Source organism: Mesorhizobium sp. WSM4808 (assembly GCF_055811675.1).
In genome coordinates this window covers 459,223-473,588 of record NZ_JBVVQX010000005.1, presented here as the reverse complement: position 1 = coordinate 473,588, position 14,366 = coordinate 459,223, and the positions used below count along the sequence as shown (strand labels likewise).

At 63.9% G+C, this 14,366-nt stretch carries 12 protein-coding genes; 8 read left to right on the top strand and 4 right to left on the bottom strand.

The annotated features are described in order from the left end of the window. Window positions 1-19: 19 nt before the first annotated feature. Together AC0L2U_RS12305 and AC0L2U_RS12300 are read right to left on the bottom strand one after the other, a co-directional pair. Entirely contained in the window at window positions 20-802 is a 783-nt protein-coding gene (locus tag AC0L2U_RS12305; protein ID WP_127809045.1) for a 3-hydroxybutyrate dehydrogenase, read from the bottom strand. 186 nt (window positions 803-988) lie between these two features. Continuing rightward, window positions 989-2,077, bottom strand: coding sequence for a citrate synthase/methylcitrate synthase (locus tag AC0L2U_RS12300; RefSeq protein ID WP_473601969.1), 1,089 nt, complete (start codon window positions 2,075-2,077; stop codon window positions 989-991). A 92-nt stretch (window positions 2,078-2,169) separates the two neighbouring features. Here AC0L2U_RS12300 and AC0L2U_RS12295 point away from each other — a divergent pair, with 92 nt between their 5' ends. Continuing rightward, entirely contained in the window at window positions 2,170-3,309 is a 1,140-nt protein-coding gene (locus tag AC0L2U_RS12295) for a citrate/2-methylcitrate synthase (RefSeq protein ID WP_473601968.1), read from the top strand. A 21-nt stretch (window positions 3,310-3,330) separates the two neighbouring features. Here AC0L2U_RS12295 and phaR read toward each other — a convergent pair whose 3' ends face one another. Then, window positions 3,331-3,942, bottom strand: coding sequence for a polyhydroxyalkanoate synthesis repressor PhaR (phaR, locus tag AC0L2U_RS12290; RefSeq protein WP_027037157.1), 612 nt, complete (start codon window positions 3,940-3,942; stop codon window positions 3,331-3,333). A gap of 301 nt (window positions 3,943-4,243) precedes the next feature. Here phaR and AC0L2U_RS12285 point away from each other — a divergent pair, with 301 nt between their 5' ends. After that, on the top strand, window positions 4,244-5,422 hold the full coding sequence (locus AC0L2U_RS12285) for an acetyl-CoA C-acetyltransferase (protein WP_292632888.1): 1,179 nt from the start codon (window positions 4,244-4,246) through the stop codon (window positions 5,420-5,422). A gap of 127 nt (window positions 5,423-5,549) precedes the next feature. Continuing rightward, the gene (phbB, locus tag AC0L2U_RS12280) at window positions 5,550-6,275 is read left to right on the top strand and encodes an acetoacetyl-CoA reductase (RefSeq protein WP_027037159.1); all 726 of its coding nucleotides are present in this window, start codon (window positions 5,550-5,552) and stop codon (window positions 6,273-6,275) included. A gap of 109 nt (window positions 6,276-6,384) precedes the next feature. Here phbB and AC0L2U_RS12275 read toward each other — a convergent pair whose 3' ends face one another. Beyond that, window positions 6,385-7,623: an FAD-dependent oxidoreductase gene (locus AC0L2U_RS12275; RefSeq protein WP_128289259.1), complete on the bottom strand. Its 1,239-nt coding sequence runs from the start codon at window positions 7,621-7,623 to the stop codon at window positions 6,385-6,387. 81 nt (window positions 7,624-7,704) lie between these two features. On the opposite strand from AC0L2U_RS12275, the gene AC0L2U_RS12270 reads away from it, so the two are divergent. The 5 genes from AC0L2U_RS12270 (at window position 7,705) to AC0L2U_RS12250 (ending at window position 14,355) form a co-directional block, all read left to right on the top strand. Then, window positions 7,705-8,289, top strand: a complete 585-nt coding sequence (locus AC0L2U_RS12270; RefSeq protein WP_127397678.1) for a TetR/AcrR family transcriptional regulator — start codon at window positions 7,705-7,707, stop codon at window positions 8,287-8,289. Between the two features lie 703 nt (window positions 8,290-8,992). After that, window positions 8,993-12,430, top strand: coding sequence for a helicase-related protein (locus AC0L2U_RS12265; protein WP_128289260.1), 3,438 nt, complete (start codon window positions 8,993-8,995; stop codon window positions 12,428-12,430). A 16-nt stretch (window positions 12,431-12,446) separates the two neighbouring features. Continuing rightward, window positions 12,447-12,833, top strand: a complete 387-nt coding sequence (locus tag AC0L2U_RS12260; protein WP_023814308.1) for an RNA-binding S4 domain-containing protein — start codon at window positions 12,447-12,449, stop codon at window positions 12,831-12,833. A 234-nt stretch (window positions 12,834-13,067) separates the two neighbouring features. Next, entirely contained in the window at window positions 13,068-13,406 is a 339-nt protein-coding gene (gene fdxA, locus AC0L2U_RS12255; RefSeq protein ID WP_013529180.1) for a ferredoxin FdxA, read from the top strand. A gap of 367 nt (window positions 13,407-13,773) precedes the next feature. Then, window positions 13,774-14,355, top strand: a complete 582-nt coding sequence (locus AC0L2U_RS12250; RefSeq protein WP_013529179.1) for a CarD family transcriptional regulator — start codon at window positions 13,774-13,776, stop codon at window positions 14,353-14,355. Window positions 14,356-14,366 lie beyond the last annotated feature (11 nt).

The following is a 14,366-nucleotide window of genomic DNA, read 5'->3' as shown; positions in this document are numbered from 1 at the left end:
GATGAGAAGATTTTGCGCCTCACGCGGCGGTCCAGCCGCCATCGACCGAGAGATGCGTGCCGTTGATCTGCGCTGCCGCGTCCGAGCACAGGAACACCGCCGCTGCCGCGATCTGCTCCACCGTGACGAATTCCTTGGTCGGCTGCTTGTCCAGCATGACCTCACGGATGACGGTCTCGCGATCCATCTGATGGGCTTTCATTTGGTCGGGGATCTGCGCCTCGACCAGCGGCGTCAGGACATAGCCCGGGCAGATGGCGTTGCAGGTGATTTTTTCGCGCGCCAGTTCGAGTGCGACCGTTTTGGTCAATCCCATGATGCCGTGCTTGGCTGAGACATAGGCCGATTTGAACGGCGACGCGACCAGGCCGTGCGCCGAGGCGATGTTGACGATCCGGCCACCGCCGGCCTCCTTCATCAGCGGGATCGCGGCTGCAATGGTGTGGAACGCCGACGACAGGTTGATGGCGATGATGGCGTCCCATTTCTCGATCGGAAAGTCCTCAACCGGCGCGACATGCTGGATGCCGGCATTGTTGATGAGGATATCGACCGATCCGAATGTCTCAGCCGCCTTGGCGATCAGCGCCCGGCATTCGGCCGGCTTCGACATGTCGGCCTTGATGTAGGCGGTTTTCACCCCGTGGTGTTTGGCGATCGCATCAGTGATGGCGTGGTCGGCGGCCGTGTCGGAGAAAGAGTTGACGACGACATTATGGCCTTCGGCCGCCAACGCCTGGGCGATGGCCAGGCCAATGCCCGATGTGGAGCCGGTGATGACTGCGGTTTTTCTGGCGGCCAAGGGCGGAGTCCTCTGGTTGCGGCAAGAGCGAGCTTATGTTGCACTGCAGCATATATGCTCAATGCGACGCAATAACAGCGGCCAGAATTTTTGAGGAGATGAAATTTTCGTCATGAGCGGCCACACGGCCGCTCACCAGGAGGATATCGTTTGGATCGCCGGTCGCTCGCCAGGCGCCAAAAGACCTCAGGCAACCAGGTCCGGCACCGGCCCGACATAACGCGACTGCGGGCGGATTAGCCGCCCGGTCGTCTGCTGTTCACGCGCATGCGCGATCCAGCCGGCGACGCGCCCGGCGGCAAAGACATTGCTGAAGGTTTGTGGCGGAAAACCCGCCGCCTCCAACAGCAGCGCGGTGTAGAACTCGACATTGGTCTGCAGCGAGCGCGACGGCTTGGCGATCCGCAGCACGTCGAGCGCTACCTGTTCCACTGTCTCCGCGAATGCCAGCCGGCGGCCGGTTTCGCCCTCGCCGCCGAGTTGCCGCACGACGGCCTTCAGCACATCGGCGCGCGGATCACGCACGCGGTAGACGCGATGTCCGAACCCCATGATGCGCCTGCCGTGCGCGATCTCGTCGCGCAGCCAGCCGGCGGCATCGCCATGCGCCTTGATCGCATCCAGCATCTCGATCACCGGGCCAGGCGCGCCGCCATGCAGCGGCCCCTTGAGCGCGCCGAGTCCGGCCAGCACGGAGGATGTCAGGCCGGCCTGCGTCGAGGCCACCACGCGCGTCGCAAAGGTCGACGCATTGAGGCCATGATCGCAGACGGTCACGAGATAGGTATCGAGCGCCTTCGCCAGCGCCGTCGAGGCGACGCTGCCGCTCAGCATCTTCAACATGTCGGCGGCATGATCGGCGCGGCTGTCCGGCGCGATCGGCTGCTCGCCGCGCTGCAGGCGCAGCAGGGCCGGCGTCAGCACGGCGGGCGCTGCGATGAGCAGCAAGGCATCGGTCAAGGTCTCGCCGTCCGGCAGCAGCGCCATGCCGGCGCGCATGGCGCTGTAAACATCGAGCGACGCCAGCAGGGGCAGCGAGGGCAAGAGCCGTTCGAACACCTCAGCGCGTGCCTGGGCCAGTGCCCGCGTCAGTTGCGCCTCATCGGGAAGGTCGTCGAAGAGGCCGTCGAGCAGCAGCCGCATCACCTGGGCATAGTTCAAGCGGCCGGCCAGCTCCGGCAGCGAATGACCTCGGATCGTCAGACGGCCACCAAGACCATCCACATCGGAAAGCACGGTTTCCGCCGCCACCACATCATCGAGCCCATTCGCCATAGCCTGTCTCCTTGAAGCATTTCCGGATCGGAGATAGAGATGGGCAACGTTTCCATCAATCTTGATCAATAGAATCAATATCAGGGCTCGATATGTCCGAGTGGTTGTCCCGGGAAGAGGCGCTTGAGCGCCTCAAGGTGCGGGCGCAGACGCTGTACGCCTATGTCAGCCGTGGGCGCATCGGCATGCGGCCCGACCGCGCCGATCCGCGCCGCAGCCAGTACCGCGCCGACGATATCGCCGCACTGGCGACCCGCCGGGCGCGCGGACGGAGCCCATCAGTCATCGCTGAAAGCGCCATTGCCTGGGGCGAACCCTCAATCGCAACGGCGATTTCGACCGTCTCGCACGGTCGGCTCATCTATCGCGGGCAGGACGCCGCAGTGCTCTCCGGGCACGCCACACTGGAAGAAGCCGCCGCCATTCTCTGGGCTCTGCCGGAACCGGTGGCTTTCGAAGCACCGTCGCCGGATGTGCCCCATCAAGCCGGCCGGGCCTCGGCTTTTGCGCAACTTGCCGTGCTTGCCGGCCAAGGGCGCCCGTCGCTTGGGCGCAACCGGGCCTCGCTGCATGCCGATGCCGCGCACGCTGTCGGCGTGCTGGTCGCCGCGCTGGGCGCACCGGCAGGACCAGATCCCGTCCATCAGCGGCTGGCGCAGGCCTGGTCGGTGGAAGCCGGCGGCGCCAATGCGATCCGCCGCGCGCTTGTCCTGCTTGCCGATCATGAACTGAATGCGTCGACCTTCGCCGCGCGCGTCGCAGCCTCGACCGGCGCGCCGCTGGCCGCTTGCCTGCTGGCCGGGCTCGCGACGCTGTCAGGCCCTCGCCATGGCGGTGCCGGCGAGGCGGTGATGCAACTGGCCGAGGATGCGGCCCGGCATGGCGCCGATGCGACGATCCGGCGCTGGCTCAGCCACGACCGGCCATTGCCGGGGTTCGGTCATCAGCTCTATCCCGACGGCGATCCCCGGGGCGCCGCGCTGCTGTCGGTGATCGAGGTTGACGGCACACTATCGTCGCTGCGCGATGCTGCCCTTGCCGCGACCGGCGCGCTTCCCAACATCGACTTTGGGCTGGCAGCGCTGACGCGCAGCCTTGGCTTGCCGCGCGATGCGCCGTTTCGCCTGTTTGCGCTCGCACGCAGCGTCGGCTGGGCCGAGCACACGGTCGAACAGATCACAAGCGGAAGTGTCATCAGGCCGCGCGGCCGCTATGAGGGCGTGCTGGTGTAGGGTTGCAAGAGCGCCAAGCGCTCAGGACATCGTGTCGAGCTTGCGCTGCATGGCCGCGATCTGGTCCTTCAGTTCCTGAAGATCGTCGGGTTTTTCTGACGTTTCCTTCCTGGCCGGCTCGGGCGACGGCGCGGCGGCTGGCGCGGTGCCGGCGGGCGGGAACGGCGTGAACAGCCGCATCGCATTCTGGAACATTTCCATGTTGCGGCGTGTCTGTTCCTCCAGGGCCTTGATCGGCGTGGTGATCTTCATCATGTCGAGCGGCGACTTGCCGATCGCCCCCTTCATCTGCTCGCGAAAGCGCTCCTGCTCCTTGGAAAAGGCAAGCATCGACTGTTCGAGGAAGCTCGGCACGATCATCTGCATCTGGTCGCCATAATAGGCGATCAGCTGGCGCAGGAACGGGATCGGCAGCATGTTTTGCCCGTCCTTGTTCTCCAGTTCGAAGATGATCTGTGTCAGCACCGGATGCGTGATGTCGTCGCCGGTCTTGGCGTCCTGGACGGTAAACTCCTCGCCCTTCTTGACCATCTCGGCGAGGTCCTCGAGCGTCACATAGGTGCTGGTGCCGGTGTTGTAGAGGCGGCGATTGGCGTATTTCTTGATGATGATCGGATCGTCTTTAGCGGCCATCTACATCCTCCCGGGGACACCGGCGCGCCTCTGAGCAAGCCGCCGATAACGATTGTGCCTTTTTTTTGAGGATATGCGCAAAAGCTTCACAATTCCAAGCAGTTTGTGCAGTGCGGGATCACTAAATGCTGCATAGCAGGCAAAATATGCTGCGCAGCAATGGACGAATGGTCGCCATGGCAAGGCACGGCCTGCTTGCGGCGCATGGGCGCCATACCCATTTCCGGTTTGACTTGGGGTTGGGAAAGGGCAAGAAAAGTCCCCAACGACAGAGCAACACCCTTGAAGTCTGGAGAAGAAAATGTCCGCTTCCATCGTCATTGCCAGTGCGGCGCGCACGCCGGTCGGCTCCTTCAACGGCGCCTTCGCCGCCACCCCGGCGCATGAACTCGGCGCCGTCGTCATCAGGGAATTGCTGTCGCGTGCCGGTGTCGAACCAGGCGAGGTCGATGAGGTCATCCTCGGCCAGGTGCTGACCGCCGCGCAAGGCCAGAACCCGGCCCGCCAGGCATCGATCAATGCCGGCCTGCCCAAGGAAACCACAGCCTGGGGCCTCAATCAGGTTTGCGGCTCGGGCCTGCGTGCCATTGCGCTCGGCATGCAGCAGATCGCCATCGGCGACGCCAAGGTGATCATCGCCGGCGGCCAGGAATCGATGTCGCTTTCGACGCATGCCCAGCACCTGCGCGCCGGCGTCAAGATGGGCGACTTCAAGCTGATCGACACCATGATCAAGGACGGGCTGTGGGACGCCTTCAACGGCTATCACATGGGCAACACCGCCGAAAACGTCGCGCGTCAGTTCCAGATCACCCGCGAAGACCAGGACCAGTTCGCGCTCGCCTCGCAAAACAAGGCCGAGGCCGCGCAGAAGGCCGGCAAGTTCAAGGACGAGATCGTCGCCGTCACCATCAAGGGCAAGAAGGGCGACACCATCGTCGACCAGGACGAATACATCCGCCACGGCGCCACGATCGACGCCATGACCAAGCTGAAACCGGCTTTCGACAAGGACGGCACGGTGACCGCCGCCAACGCCTCCGGCATCAATGACGGTGCCGCCGGCGCGCTGCTGATGAGCGAGGCGGAAGCGGTGAGGCGCGGCATCACCCCGCTGGCACGCATCGTGTCCTGGGCAACCGCCGGCGTCGATCCGCAGATTATGGGCACCGGCCCGATCCCAGCATCGCGCAAGGCCTTGGAAAAGGCCGGCTGGTCGGTCGGCGATCTCGACCTTGTCGAGGCCAACGAGGCCTTTGCGGCACAGGCCTGCGCCGTCAACAAGGACATGGGCTGGGATCCTTCGATCGTCAACGTCAATGGCGGCGCCATCGCCATCGGCCACCCGATCGGTGCGTCCGGCGCCCGCGTCTTCAACACACTGGTCTTCGAAATGCGCCGGCGCGGCGTCAAGAAGGGGCTGGCCACCTTATGCATCGGCGGCGGCATGGGCGTCGCCATGTGCATCGAAGCACTCTGAAAAAGAAGTGAGTAGCAAACAGGGAGTAGTCAATAGGGAAGAATTGCGTCAGCGCGACGGGACGTAGATCCCTACTCGCTATTCGCTACTCCCTATTCGCTCTCCCGACCAAAGGGAGGGAACACGCATGACCAAGGTAGCAATCGTCACAGGCGGATCGCGCGGCATCGGCGCGGCGATCTCGATCGCATTGAAGACCGTCGGCTATTCGGTTGCCGCGAACTATGCCGGCAATGACGCCGCAGCGGCGAAATTCAAGGCCGAGACCGGCATTCCCGTCTACAAATGGTCGGTCGCCGACTATGATGCCTGCGCCGCAGGCATCCGCCAAGTCGAGGCCGATCTCGGCCCGGTCTCGGTGCTGGTGAACAATGCCGGCATCACTCGCGACGCCATGTTCCACAAGATCACGCGCGAGCAGTGGAAAGAGGTCATCGACACCAACCTGTCCGGCGTCTTCAACATGACGCATCCGCTGTGGAGCGGCATGCGCGACCGCAAGTTCGGCCGCGTCATCACCATCTCCTCGATCAACGGCCAGAAAGGCCAGGCCGGCCAGGTCAACTATTCCGCCGCCAAGGCTGGCGACATCGGTTTCAGCAAAGCTCTCGCTCAGGAGGGGGCTCGCGCGGGCATCACCGTCAACGTCATCTGCCCCGGCTACATCGCCACCGAAATGGTCAAGGCGATCGACGAGAAAGTGCTCAACGAGCGCATCATCCCACAGATCCCTGTCGGCCGCCTCGGCGAGCCCGAAGAAATCGCACGCTGCGTCGTTTTCCTCGCATCCGAAGATGCCGGCTTCATCACCGGCTCGACCATCACAGCCAATGGCGGCCAATACTTCGCCTGACCAAAACCACGTGGCTTGAATGTGCACACGTGCCGGCAGTGTCGCCGGCACATTTGTCTTTAGACGCAACGCTCCGATACAGCGCCGGAAGTTGTCCGGCGCCTCAAGTTCACGCGACCAGCTTGAGTTCGCGTCTCACCGCTTGCTTGCGCAGGCCCGGCTGCGACGACGCTGGCAGCTTCGCCATTTCGGCCCGGCTGAGACCTGACAATTTCATCGAGATCCTGCGCTTGACGAACGGCATCATGTTGACGACGCCGAGCACGAAATTGCGCAAGACGCGCCGCAGCGGTGTGCGAACAAGCGCCATGCCTGTCAGCCTGCCCGCCAGTTCGATCACCTCCTGCGCCGCGGGACGCCGAAGCGTCTCGTAGAGGTCGAGTTCGCTTTCCGGGCGGACACCGTTGATCACGTCGCCGAGCAGTTCTCCCAGCACCACGGCATCGATCAGGCCGGTGTTCATGCCTTGGCCGCCGGCCGGGCTGTGCACATGGGCGGCGTCGCCCATGACGAACAGGCGCCCCTGCCGGTAGGACTTGGCAAGGCGGTGATGCACGCGGAAGCGTGTACTCCAGGTCAGGTCGAGCACCTGCGCCGGGCTGGCCGACGGGCCGCGACTGTCGAGCAGCGCCTGGATGTCGGCAATGCCGGTCCGCTCAGGCGCCTCATCCATGGTCGCTACGATGCGGTATGATCCGTCCGGCAGTGGCGCGACGACGACCAGTCCGGCCGGAGAGAACAGCAGCGACACCTCTGTTGGCCCGAGCGGCCAGTCAAGGCGCACGTCGGCGAGTACAAAAGACCCTGCATAGGCCTCGCCGTCGAAGCCTATGCCGGCGGCCTCGCGCACCACGCTGTGCATGCCGTCCGCACCGACGACGTAGCGCGCCGAGATCGTCTTTTCGCGACCATTCTGGACGACCGTGACGTGCGCGCCATCGACCCCCTGCAATACCTCCTTCGCCTCGACGCCGCGACGGATGACACCGCCCAACCCGGCGATACGCTCAGTGAGGACCTTCTCGGTCAGGTTCTGCGGAATCATCAGCACGTAGGGATACGCCGAGGGCAGGCTCGAGAAATCGAGGTTGATTAGGACCCGGTCGCGATCACGTATGGCGAAGTTGTCAAGCTTCAGGCCGAGTTCGACCAGCCGCCCCGTAACGCCAAGCGGCTCGAGTGTCTCCAGCGTCTGCGCGTGGATCACTCCGGCACGTGAGGTGTTGAGGCCTTCGGCGAGGCGGTCGACCACGACGTGATCGACGCCTGCCTGATGCAGGGCAATGGACAGCGCCAGGCCGGTCGGGCCGGCGCCTATGACCAGGACTTCGGTGGTATCAGGCAGCATTTTCTCTCTCCATTTGTCAACGATTGGTGACTTTTATCTTGGGTGCTTGAGTTTGTCAACGCTCGTTGATATTTGATTTTCATGAGCACGAATCATTCGAAAAAGCCGAGCAAGTCGGATCGCACCCGAGGGCAAATCCTGGATGCCGCCAGAGATCTGTTTGCCGAGCACGGCTATGACGGCGCGTCGATCCGCGATGTCGGGACCCGCGCCTCGATCGATCCGGCCATGGTGATCCGCTATTTCCACAGCAAGGACGAATTGTTCGCCCGGGCGGCACTCGTCGACCTGCAACTGCCGGCACTTCGGGTGATCGACCCGGCCACCGTCGGCGAAACTTTGATCAGGCGGTTTCTCGAAGTCTGGGAAGGCCCGGCCAGCGGACCCGGCATGGCAATTCTGCTGCGTTCCGCGGCGTCGAACGAATTCGCCGCCGAAAAAATGCGCGAGATATTCGCCAACCAGGTGAGGCCGGTGGTTGCGGCGGTCGGCGATCTCGCCGACGCCGGTCGAAGGGCCGGGCTCATTTCGAGCCAGTTGCTGGGTTTGGCGATGTGCCGATATGTGCTGCGGCTACCGCCCGTCGTCGCTCTGTCACACGACGAGATCATCCGGAACGTCGGCCCTGCGCTGCAACGCTATGCCACTGGAGAGGACACGGCCTGAACCAGCGGTCCGGCCGGACCCGTCAACATGCAGCGGCTGCACCTAGCCAAAGCATGCAACCAATCTGTGCCGAAGCAGCACGCGGAGGTTAACAGCCACCCGCCGCCCTGTGCGAAAGCTGCTTCGTAACCTGTGGATTCTCGGTGGATAAGCTGTTCACAACACAAGATATTGGGGTGAACAAATCAGGAAAATCACGCCATCGCTGATTCGTCGCTGATTCGTTCCGGCTATGAGCCGAACGTTAACGACGACAGCCGGAATCGCCTGCCCAACTGCTTAACGCAGGTTAAGAAAGATCAACAATTTCATCATGTTGGTCGAGGCGCGCCTAGCCACCGTGATTGTTTCCAGGCAAAGGTTAACGGCAACACCCCTCTTAGCATGAAACGGGCCAGTTCAGCGATTCAGCATGTGGTGCGACTCGCGGCCGCGAAATCCACATGTAGCCGTGAACAAAAGCTGAATCTGCAGGAGTCACTGATTCGTCGCCGATTCGTTCCAGACTCGTTCTATCCGTTAATCCGCAGCCGATTGGAAGCTTGACAAAACCACCTTCTCGCCGCCGGCGGAACATTCCGCTTTCGCTTCGCGCCCGAAATCCCTATGTGTCGCCTGTCATACGCGCCATTTGAGGCAGCGCTCCCGACAACCAGAGGCCAGAAGCCTTATTTCCAGATCCCGGAAGCCTTATTCTAGGTTGATGAACATCCAGCCCAAACACACAGAGCCGCTGATCCTGTCGGGCCGCGACGTGACCGCCGTGCTCGGGCCCACCAACACCGGCAAGACCCATCTCGCCATCGAGCGCATGGTAGCGCATGAGAGTGGGATCATCGGCCTGCCGCTCAGGCTTCTGGCGCGCGAGGTCTACGCCCGCGTCTGCGAAAAGGTTGGCGCCCACAAGGTCGCGCTGATCACGGGCGAGGAAAAGATCCAGCCGCCGGGCGCCAGATATTCGGTCTGCACCGTCGAGGCCATGCCGCGCGAGACCGACGCCGCCTTTGTCGCCATCGACGAGGTGCAGCTCGCCGGTGACCTCGAGCGCGGCCACATCTTCACCGATCGCATCCTGCACCTGCGCGGCCGCCAGGAGACGCTGCTACTGGGTGCCGCCACCATGCACGGTATCCTGCAGCGCCTGCTGAGGGGTGTCTCGGTGGTGACGCGGCCGAGGCTGTCGCATCTTGCCTATGCCGGCTCCAAGAAGCTGACCCGCCTGCCGCGGCGCACGGCAATCGTCGCCTTCTCCGCCGACGAGGTCTACGCCATCGCCGAGTTGATCCGCCGCCAGCAGGGCGGTGCCGCCGTCGTGCTCGGCGCGCTCTCGCCGCGCACCCGCAACGCCCAGGTGGCGCTATTCCAGTCCGGCGATGTCGACTACCTCATCGCCACCGACGCCATCGGCATGGGTCTCAATCTCGATCTCGACCACGTCGCCTTCGCCCAGAACCGCAAGTTCGATGGCTTCCAGTACCGCAACCTGACCGCGGCCGAGCTCGGCCAGATCGCCGGCCGCGCCGGCCGGCATCTGCGCGACGGCACGTTCGGTGTCACCGGCCAGGTCGACCCGCTCGACGAAGAGCTGATCAAGAAGATCGAAGGCCACGAGTTCGATCCGGTGAAGGTGCTGCAGTGGCGCACCGCGCATTTCGACTTTGCCAGCCTCGACGCGCTGAAGCGCTCGATCGAGACCAACGCTCCGGTCGAGGGACTGACGCGGGCATTGCCTGCCGTCGACGCACAGGCGCTCGAGCATCTGTCGCGCGACGAAGACATCCGCGCGCTCACCACCAATGCCAAGCGCGTGGCGCTGCTGTGGGAAGCCTGCGCGCTGCCCGACTACCGCAGGATCGCGCCGGCGCAGCATGCCGACCTCATTGCCTCGATCTACACGGACCTCGCACGCCACGGCCATGTCAACGAGAATTACATGGCCGAGCAGGTGCGCCGCGCCGACACCACCGAGGGCGACATTGACACGCTGTCGCATCGCATAGCCCAGATCCGCACCTGGACATTCGTGTCGAACCGGCCCGGCTGGCTGGCCGATCAGGCACACTGGCAGGAAAAGACGCGCGAAATCGAAGACAGATTGTCGGATGCGCTGCATGAGCGGTTGACGAAACGCTTCGTAGACCGCAGGACTTCCGTCCTCATGCGGCGCCTTAGAGAAAATACCATGCCTGAAGCCGAAATTAGCCCTACCGGAACCGTCCTTGTCGAAGGCCACCATGTCGGCGAGTTGCAAGGGTTCCGCTTCACCGCCGACCAGACCGCCGGCGGCGAAGACGCCAAGGCGGTGCGCACCGCTGCCCAGAAGGCGCTGGCCGCCGAGTTCGAATCGCGCGCCGAACGCTTCGGCGCCTCGGCCAATGGCGACATCGCGCTCGGCTCGGACGGCACGCTGCGCTGGATCGGCGCGCCGATCGGCACGCTTGTATCAGGCGAAGACGCGCTGAAGCCGCGGCTGGTGCTGCTGGCCGACGAGCAGCTGACCGGCCCGGCGCGCGACAAGGTCGCCGCGCGTGCCGAGCGATTCGTCAATTTCCAGATCGAGTCGCTGCTGAAGCCGCTGGTCGACCTCAGGAACGCCGACCAGATTTCCGGCATCGGCCGCGGCATCGCCTTCCAGCTGGTCGAGAATTTCGGCCTCATCAACCGCCGCGACATCGCCGAGGAGATGAAGTCGCTCGACCAGGAAGGCCGCGCCGCACTTCGCCGGCTTGGTGTGCGCTTCGGCGCCTACCATGTCTTCGTGCCGGCGCTGATCAAGCCGGCGCCTGCCGGGCTGGTGACATTGCTATGGGCGCTGAAGAACGACGGCAAGGACAAGCCGGGCTTTGGCGACGTGGTCCATGCGCTCGCCTCGGGTCGCACCTCGGTGGTGATCGACCCTGCTTTCGACAAGACGTTCTATAAGCTTGCCGGCTACCGCAATCTCGGCCGTCGCGCCGTGCGCATCGACATACTGGAACGGCTGGCGGATCTGATCCGTCCGGCGACCAACTGGAAGCCCGGCCTCGGCCAGCGCCCGGACGGCGCCTATGACGGCCAGTCCTTCATGGTGACGCCGCCGATGATGTCGATCCTCGGCGCCACCGCCGACGACATGGAAGAAATTCTCAAGGGTCTCGGCTACCGTGCCGAGCCTAAGCCGGCCGTCGAGGTCAAGGCGCGGCTCGAAGCGCAGGACAACGCCGCCCGCGAAGCGGCGGTGGCGAAACTGGCGACGGAAGAAGCTGCACGAGCCGAGCAGGCCAAAGCGGCGGAAGCCGCGGCAACGGATGCCGCAGCAGAGGCAGCCGTCGAAGGGTCGGAGCCGGCATCGGACGCAGTGGCCGTTTCGGAAACCACGGTCGAAATTCCCGCCGAAATCACCTCCGACGCCGCGGCGGAACCTGCTGCGCCAGCCGTGGAAGAACAGGCGGACGCTCCAGTCGAAACCGTGCAAGACGAAGCGCCTGTAGCCGAGGCTGCGGCCGACGTCGCCGAACCGGCGCCGGTTGAACCGCAGGCAGAGACTGAGACTGCCGAGATCGAAGTTGCAGCGGCAGAAGAAGCCGCAACGCCCGAGCTGGCGGCAAATGCCGCGCCGGCAACGGACGCCGCGCCGGACGAACCTGTGGCGGTGACTGAAGCAGCCGTCGGCGAACCCGCTCCGGAAGCCGAAGGGCCAAAACCCATCCTGTTGTGGCGGCAGGGCCGCTTCGAACAGCGGCCGCGCAACCGCGATGACAACCGCAGGAACAATCGCCCGCGCAACGGACAAGCGCGCGGCCGAAGCGATGCGCCTGCGGATGCCGCCGGCGCACCGGCCGCCGCCGCTGCACCCGGCGAACGTCCGGCCCATGAAGGCCGTCGCGATGGAGCCGGCAAGCCGCGCTTCGACCGCTCGAAATTCAAGCCCAAGCCGCAGGCCGAAGGCGAACAGCGACGTGATGGCAGGCCGCAGGGCGAACGTCCCGACCGCCGCGAAGGCCGTCCCGACTGGAAGGGTGGCAGGCCGGATGGCAAAGGTGGCCCGCAAGGCGGCAAGCCGGCCTTCCAGCCGAAGCCGCGCGAGGAGCGCCCGGTGCGTTTCGATCCGGATTCGCCCTTCGCCAAGCTCGCCGCTCTCCGCGACCAGCTGAAGAAGTAGAACCCGGCTCGCTTCGATGGTTGCCGAAGGCCGCCAGCGCATCGACAAATGGCTGTTCTTCTCCCGCGCCGTGAAATCGCGCTCGCTGGCGGCGAAGTTGGTCGTCGCCGGCCGCGTCCGCATCAATCGCGACAAAGCAGCGCAGGCCTCCGACCAAGTCAAGCCAGGCGACGTCCTGACCATCACGCTCGAACGCCGCATCTTCATCTGGAAGGTGCTTGGTGCCGGTGCACGGCGCGGCCCGGCCGAGGAGGCCCGGACGCTCTACGAGGATATGTCGCCACCGCCCGCACCGAAGGGCGAAGCCCCTCCCGATGCAATTCCGGGGCTGCGCGAGGCCGGCAGCGGCCGCCCGACCAAGAAGGAACGTCGCCAGACCGACCGATTGCTCGGCGAAGATTGATGCCTGGCGTCCAAAAACACGCAGTGGTTCTGGGACAACGGCACGCCTGAGGCGAGAACTGAGCCCGGCAAACAGACGCTCTGCGGGACATGACTGACTTCCGCCGGGCCTGCAGTCTGGAATTCCATTCCGGAAACACCGGCACCGTCCGCAATGGCTACCCTTGCAAGCGGTCGACAAAGGCGTTACCTGACGGAAAAAGCCCAACAAAATGGGACGTCCCGGAGCCGACCGATGACCTATGTCGTGACCGACAATTGCATCAAATGCAAATACATGGACTGCATCGAAGTCTGTCCGGTCGACTGTTTCTACGAAGGCGAGAACATGCTCGTCATCCACCCCGACGAGTGCATCGACTGCGGCGTTTGCGAGCCGGAATGCCCGGCCGACGCAATCAAGCCGGACACCGAACCCGGCCTCGACAAATGGCTGCAGGTCAACACCGAATACGCCGAGAAATGGCCCAACATCACCGCCAAGAAGGAACCGCCGGCAGACGCCAAATCCTTCGACGGCGAGGCCGGCAAGTTTGAGAAATACTTCTCGGCCGAGCCCGGCGAAGGCGATTGACAACACGGCCGCAAAGGCCGGTATTACGCTGGGTAAGAGGCACGTCACATTAACCGGCTTGACAGCCGGCGCTGACCTGTGGCCTTCGCGTATGCAGCAAAACCTTGATTCTTCCGACTTTTTGTGTTACATCAGCGAAACATGCCGGTGACACAACGTCGATTTATGGCGCAGACGCCCCAAATCACTGAAAGGTGAAAATCCCATTCGGACCAGAGCGATCTGGGCCAGGCGGTCGCGATGTTGCGGTTTGCCGGTCCGGCTTTTCCGATGGGTTCATCTGTTGTGCGGCTAACGATCGGCTTCCCCGATCGCGCGAGTTCGGACCGGCAGGACGCCGGTGCCACAACAAGGAGTTCAGGGCGTAATGGCAACGATCACCCCGCAGAAGAAGTCCACCGCTGCGCGTCACGGTTTCAAGACCGGCGAGTACATCGTCTACCCGGCGCACGGCGTCGGCCAGATCGTCTCGATCGACGAGCAGGAAGTTGCTGGACACAAGCTGGAACTGTTCGTCATCGACTTTTCGAAGGACAAGATGCGCCTGAAGGTGCCGGTCGCCAAGGCGACCTCCATCGGCATGCGCAAGCTGTCGGAGGAGGATTATGTCGAGCGCGCGCTGAAGGTCGTGCAGGGCCGCGCCCGTGTCAAGCGCACCATGTGGTCGCGCCGCGCCCAGGAATATGATGCGAAGATCAATTCGGGCGACCTGATCTCGATCTCGGAAGTCGTGCGCGACCTCTACCGCGCCGACAACCAGCCGGAGCAGTCCTATTCCGAGCGCCAGCTCTATGAGGCGGCGCTCGACCGCATGGCCCGCGAGATCGCGGCCGTCAACCGCATGTCGGAAACCGAAGCCGTGCGCTTGATCGAGGTCAACCTCAACAAGGGCCCTAAGCGGGGCGCCAAGGCCGACAATGAAGAGGCCGAGCAGGAAGAAGCTGCCTGATCCTTCTCGCC

What these genes read in the sequence shown, in the direction of transcription:
- AC0L2U_RS12275 (WP_128289259.1), bottom strand. Translation starts at nt 7,623, where the DNA reads ATGCTGCCTGATACCACCGAAGTCCTGGTCATAGGCGCCGGCCCGACC.
- AC0L2U_RS12270 (WP_127397678.1), top strand. Translation starts at nt 7,705, where the DNA reads ATGAGCACGAATCATTCGAAAAAGCCGAGCAAGTCGGATCGCACCCGA.
- fdxA (WP_013529180.1), top strand. Translation starts at nt 13,068, where the DNA reads ATGACCTATGTCGTGACCGACAATTGCATCAAATGCAAATACATGGAC.
- phaR (WP_027037157.1), bottom strand. Translation starts at nt 3,942, where the DNA reads ATGGCCGCTAAAGACGATCCGATCATCATCAAGAAATACGCCAATCGC.
- AC0L2U_RS12260 (WP_023814308.1), top strand. Translation starts at nt 12,447, where the DNA reads ATGGTTGCCGAAGGCCGCCAGCGCATCGACAAATGGCTGTTCTTCTCC.
- AC0L2U_RS12250 (WP_013529179.1), top strand. Translation starts at nt 13,774, where the DNA reads ATGGCAACGATCACCCCGCAGAAGAAGTCCACCGCTGCGCGTCACGGT.
- AC0L2U_RS12295 (WP_473601968.1), top strand. Translation starts at nt 2,170, where the DNA reads ATGTCCGAGTGGTTGTCCCGGGAAGAGGCGCTTGAGCGCCTCAAGGTG.
- AC0L2U_RS12265 (WP_128289260.1), top strand. Translation starts at nt 8,993, where the DNA reads ATGAACATCCAGCCCAAACACACAGAGCCGCTGATCCTGTCGGGCCGC.
- AC0L2U_RS12300 (WP_473601969.1), bottom strand. Translation starts at nt 2,077, where the DNA reads ATGGCGAATGGGCTCGATGATGTGGTGGCGGCGGAAACCGTGCTTTCC.
- AC0L2U_RS12285 (WP_292632888.1), top strand. Translation starts at nt 4,244, where the DNA reads ATGTCCGCTTCCATCGTCATTGCCAGTGCGGCGCGCACGCCGGTCGGC.
- phbB (WP_027037159.1), top strand. Translation starts at nt 5,550, where the DNA reads ATGACCAAGGTAGCAATCGTCACAGGCGGATCGCGCGGCATCGGCGCG.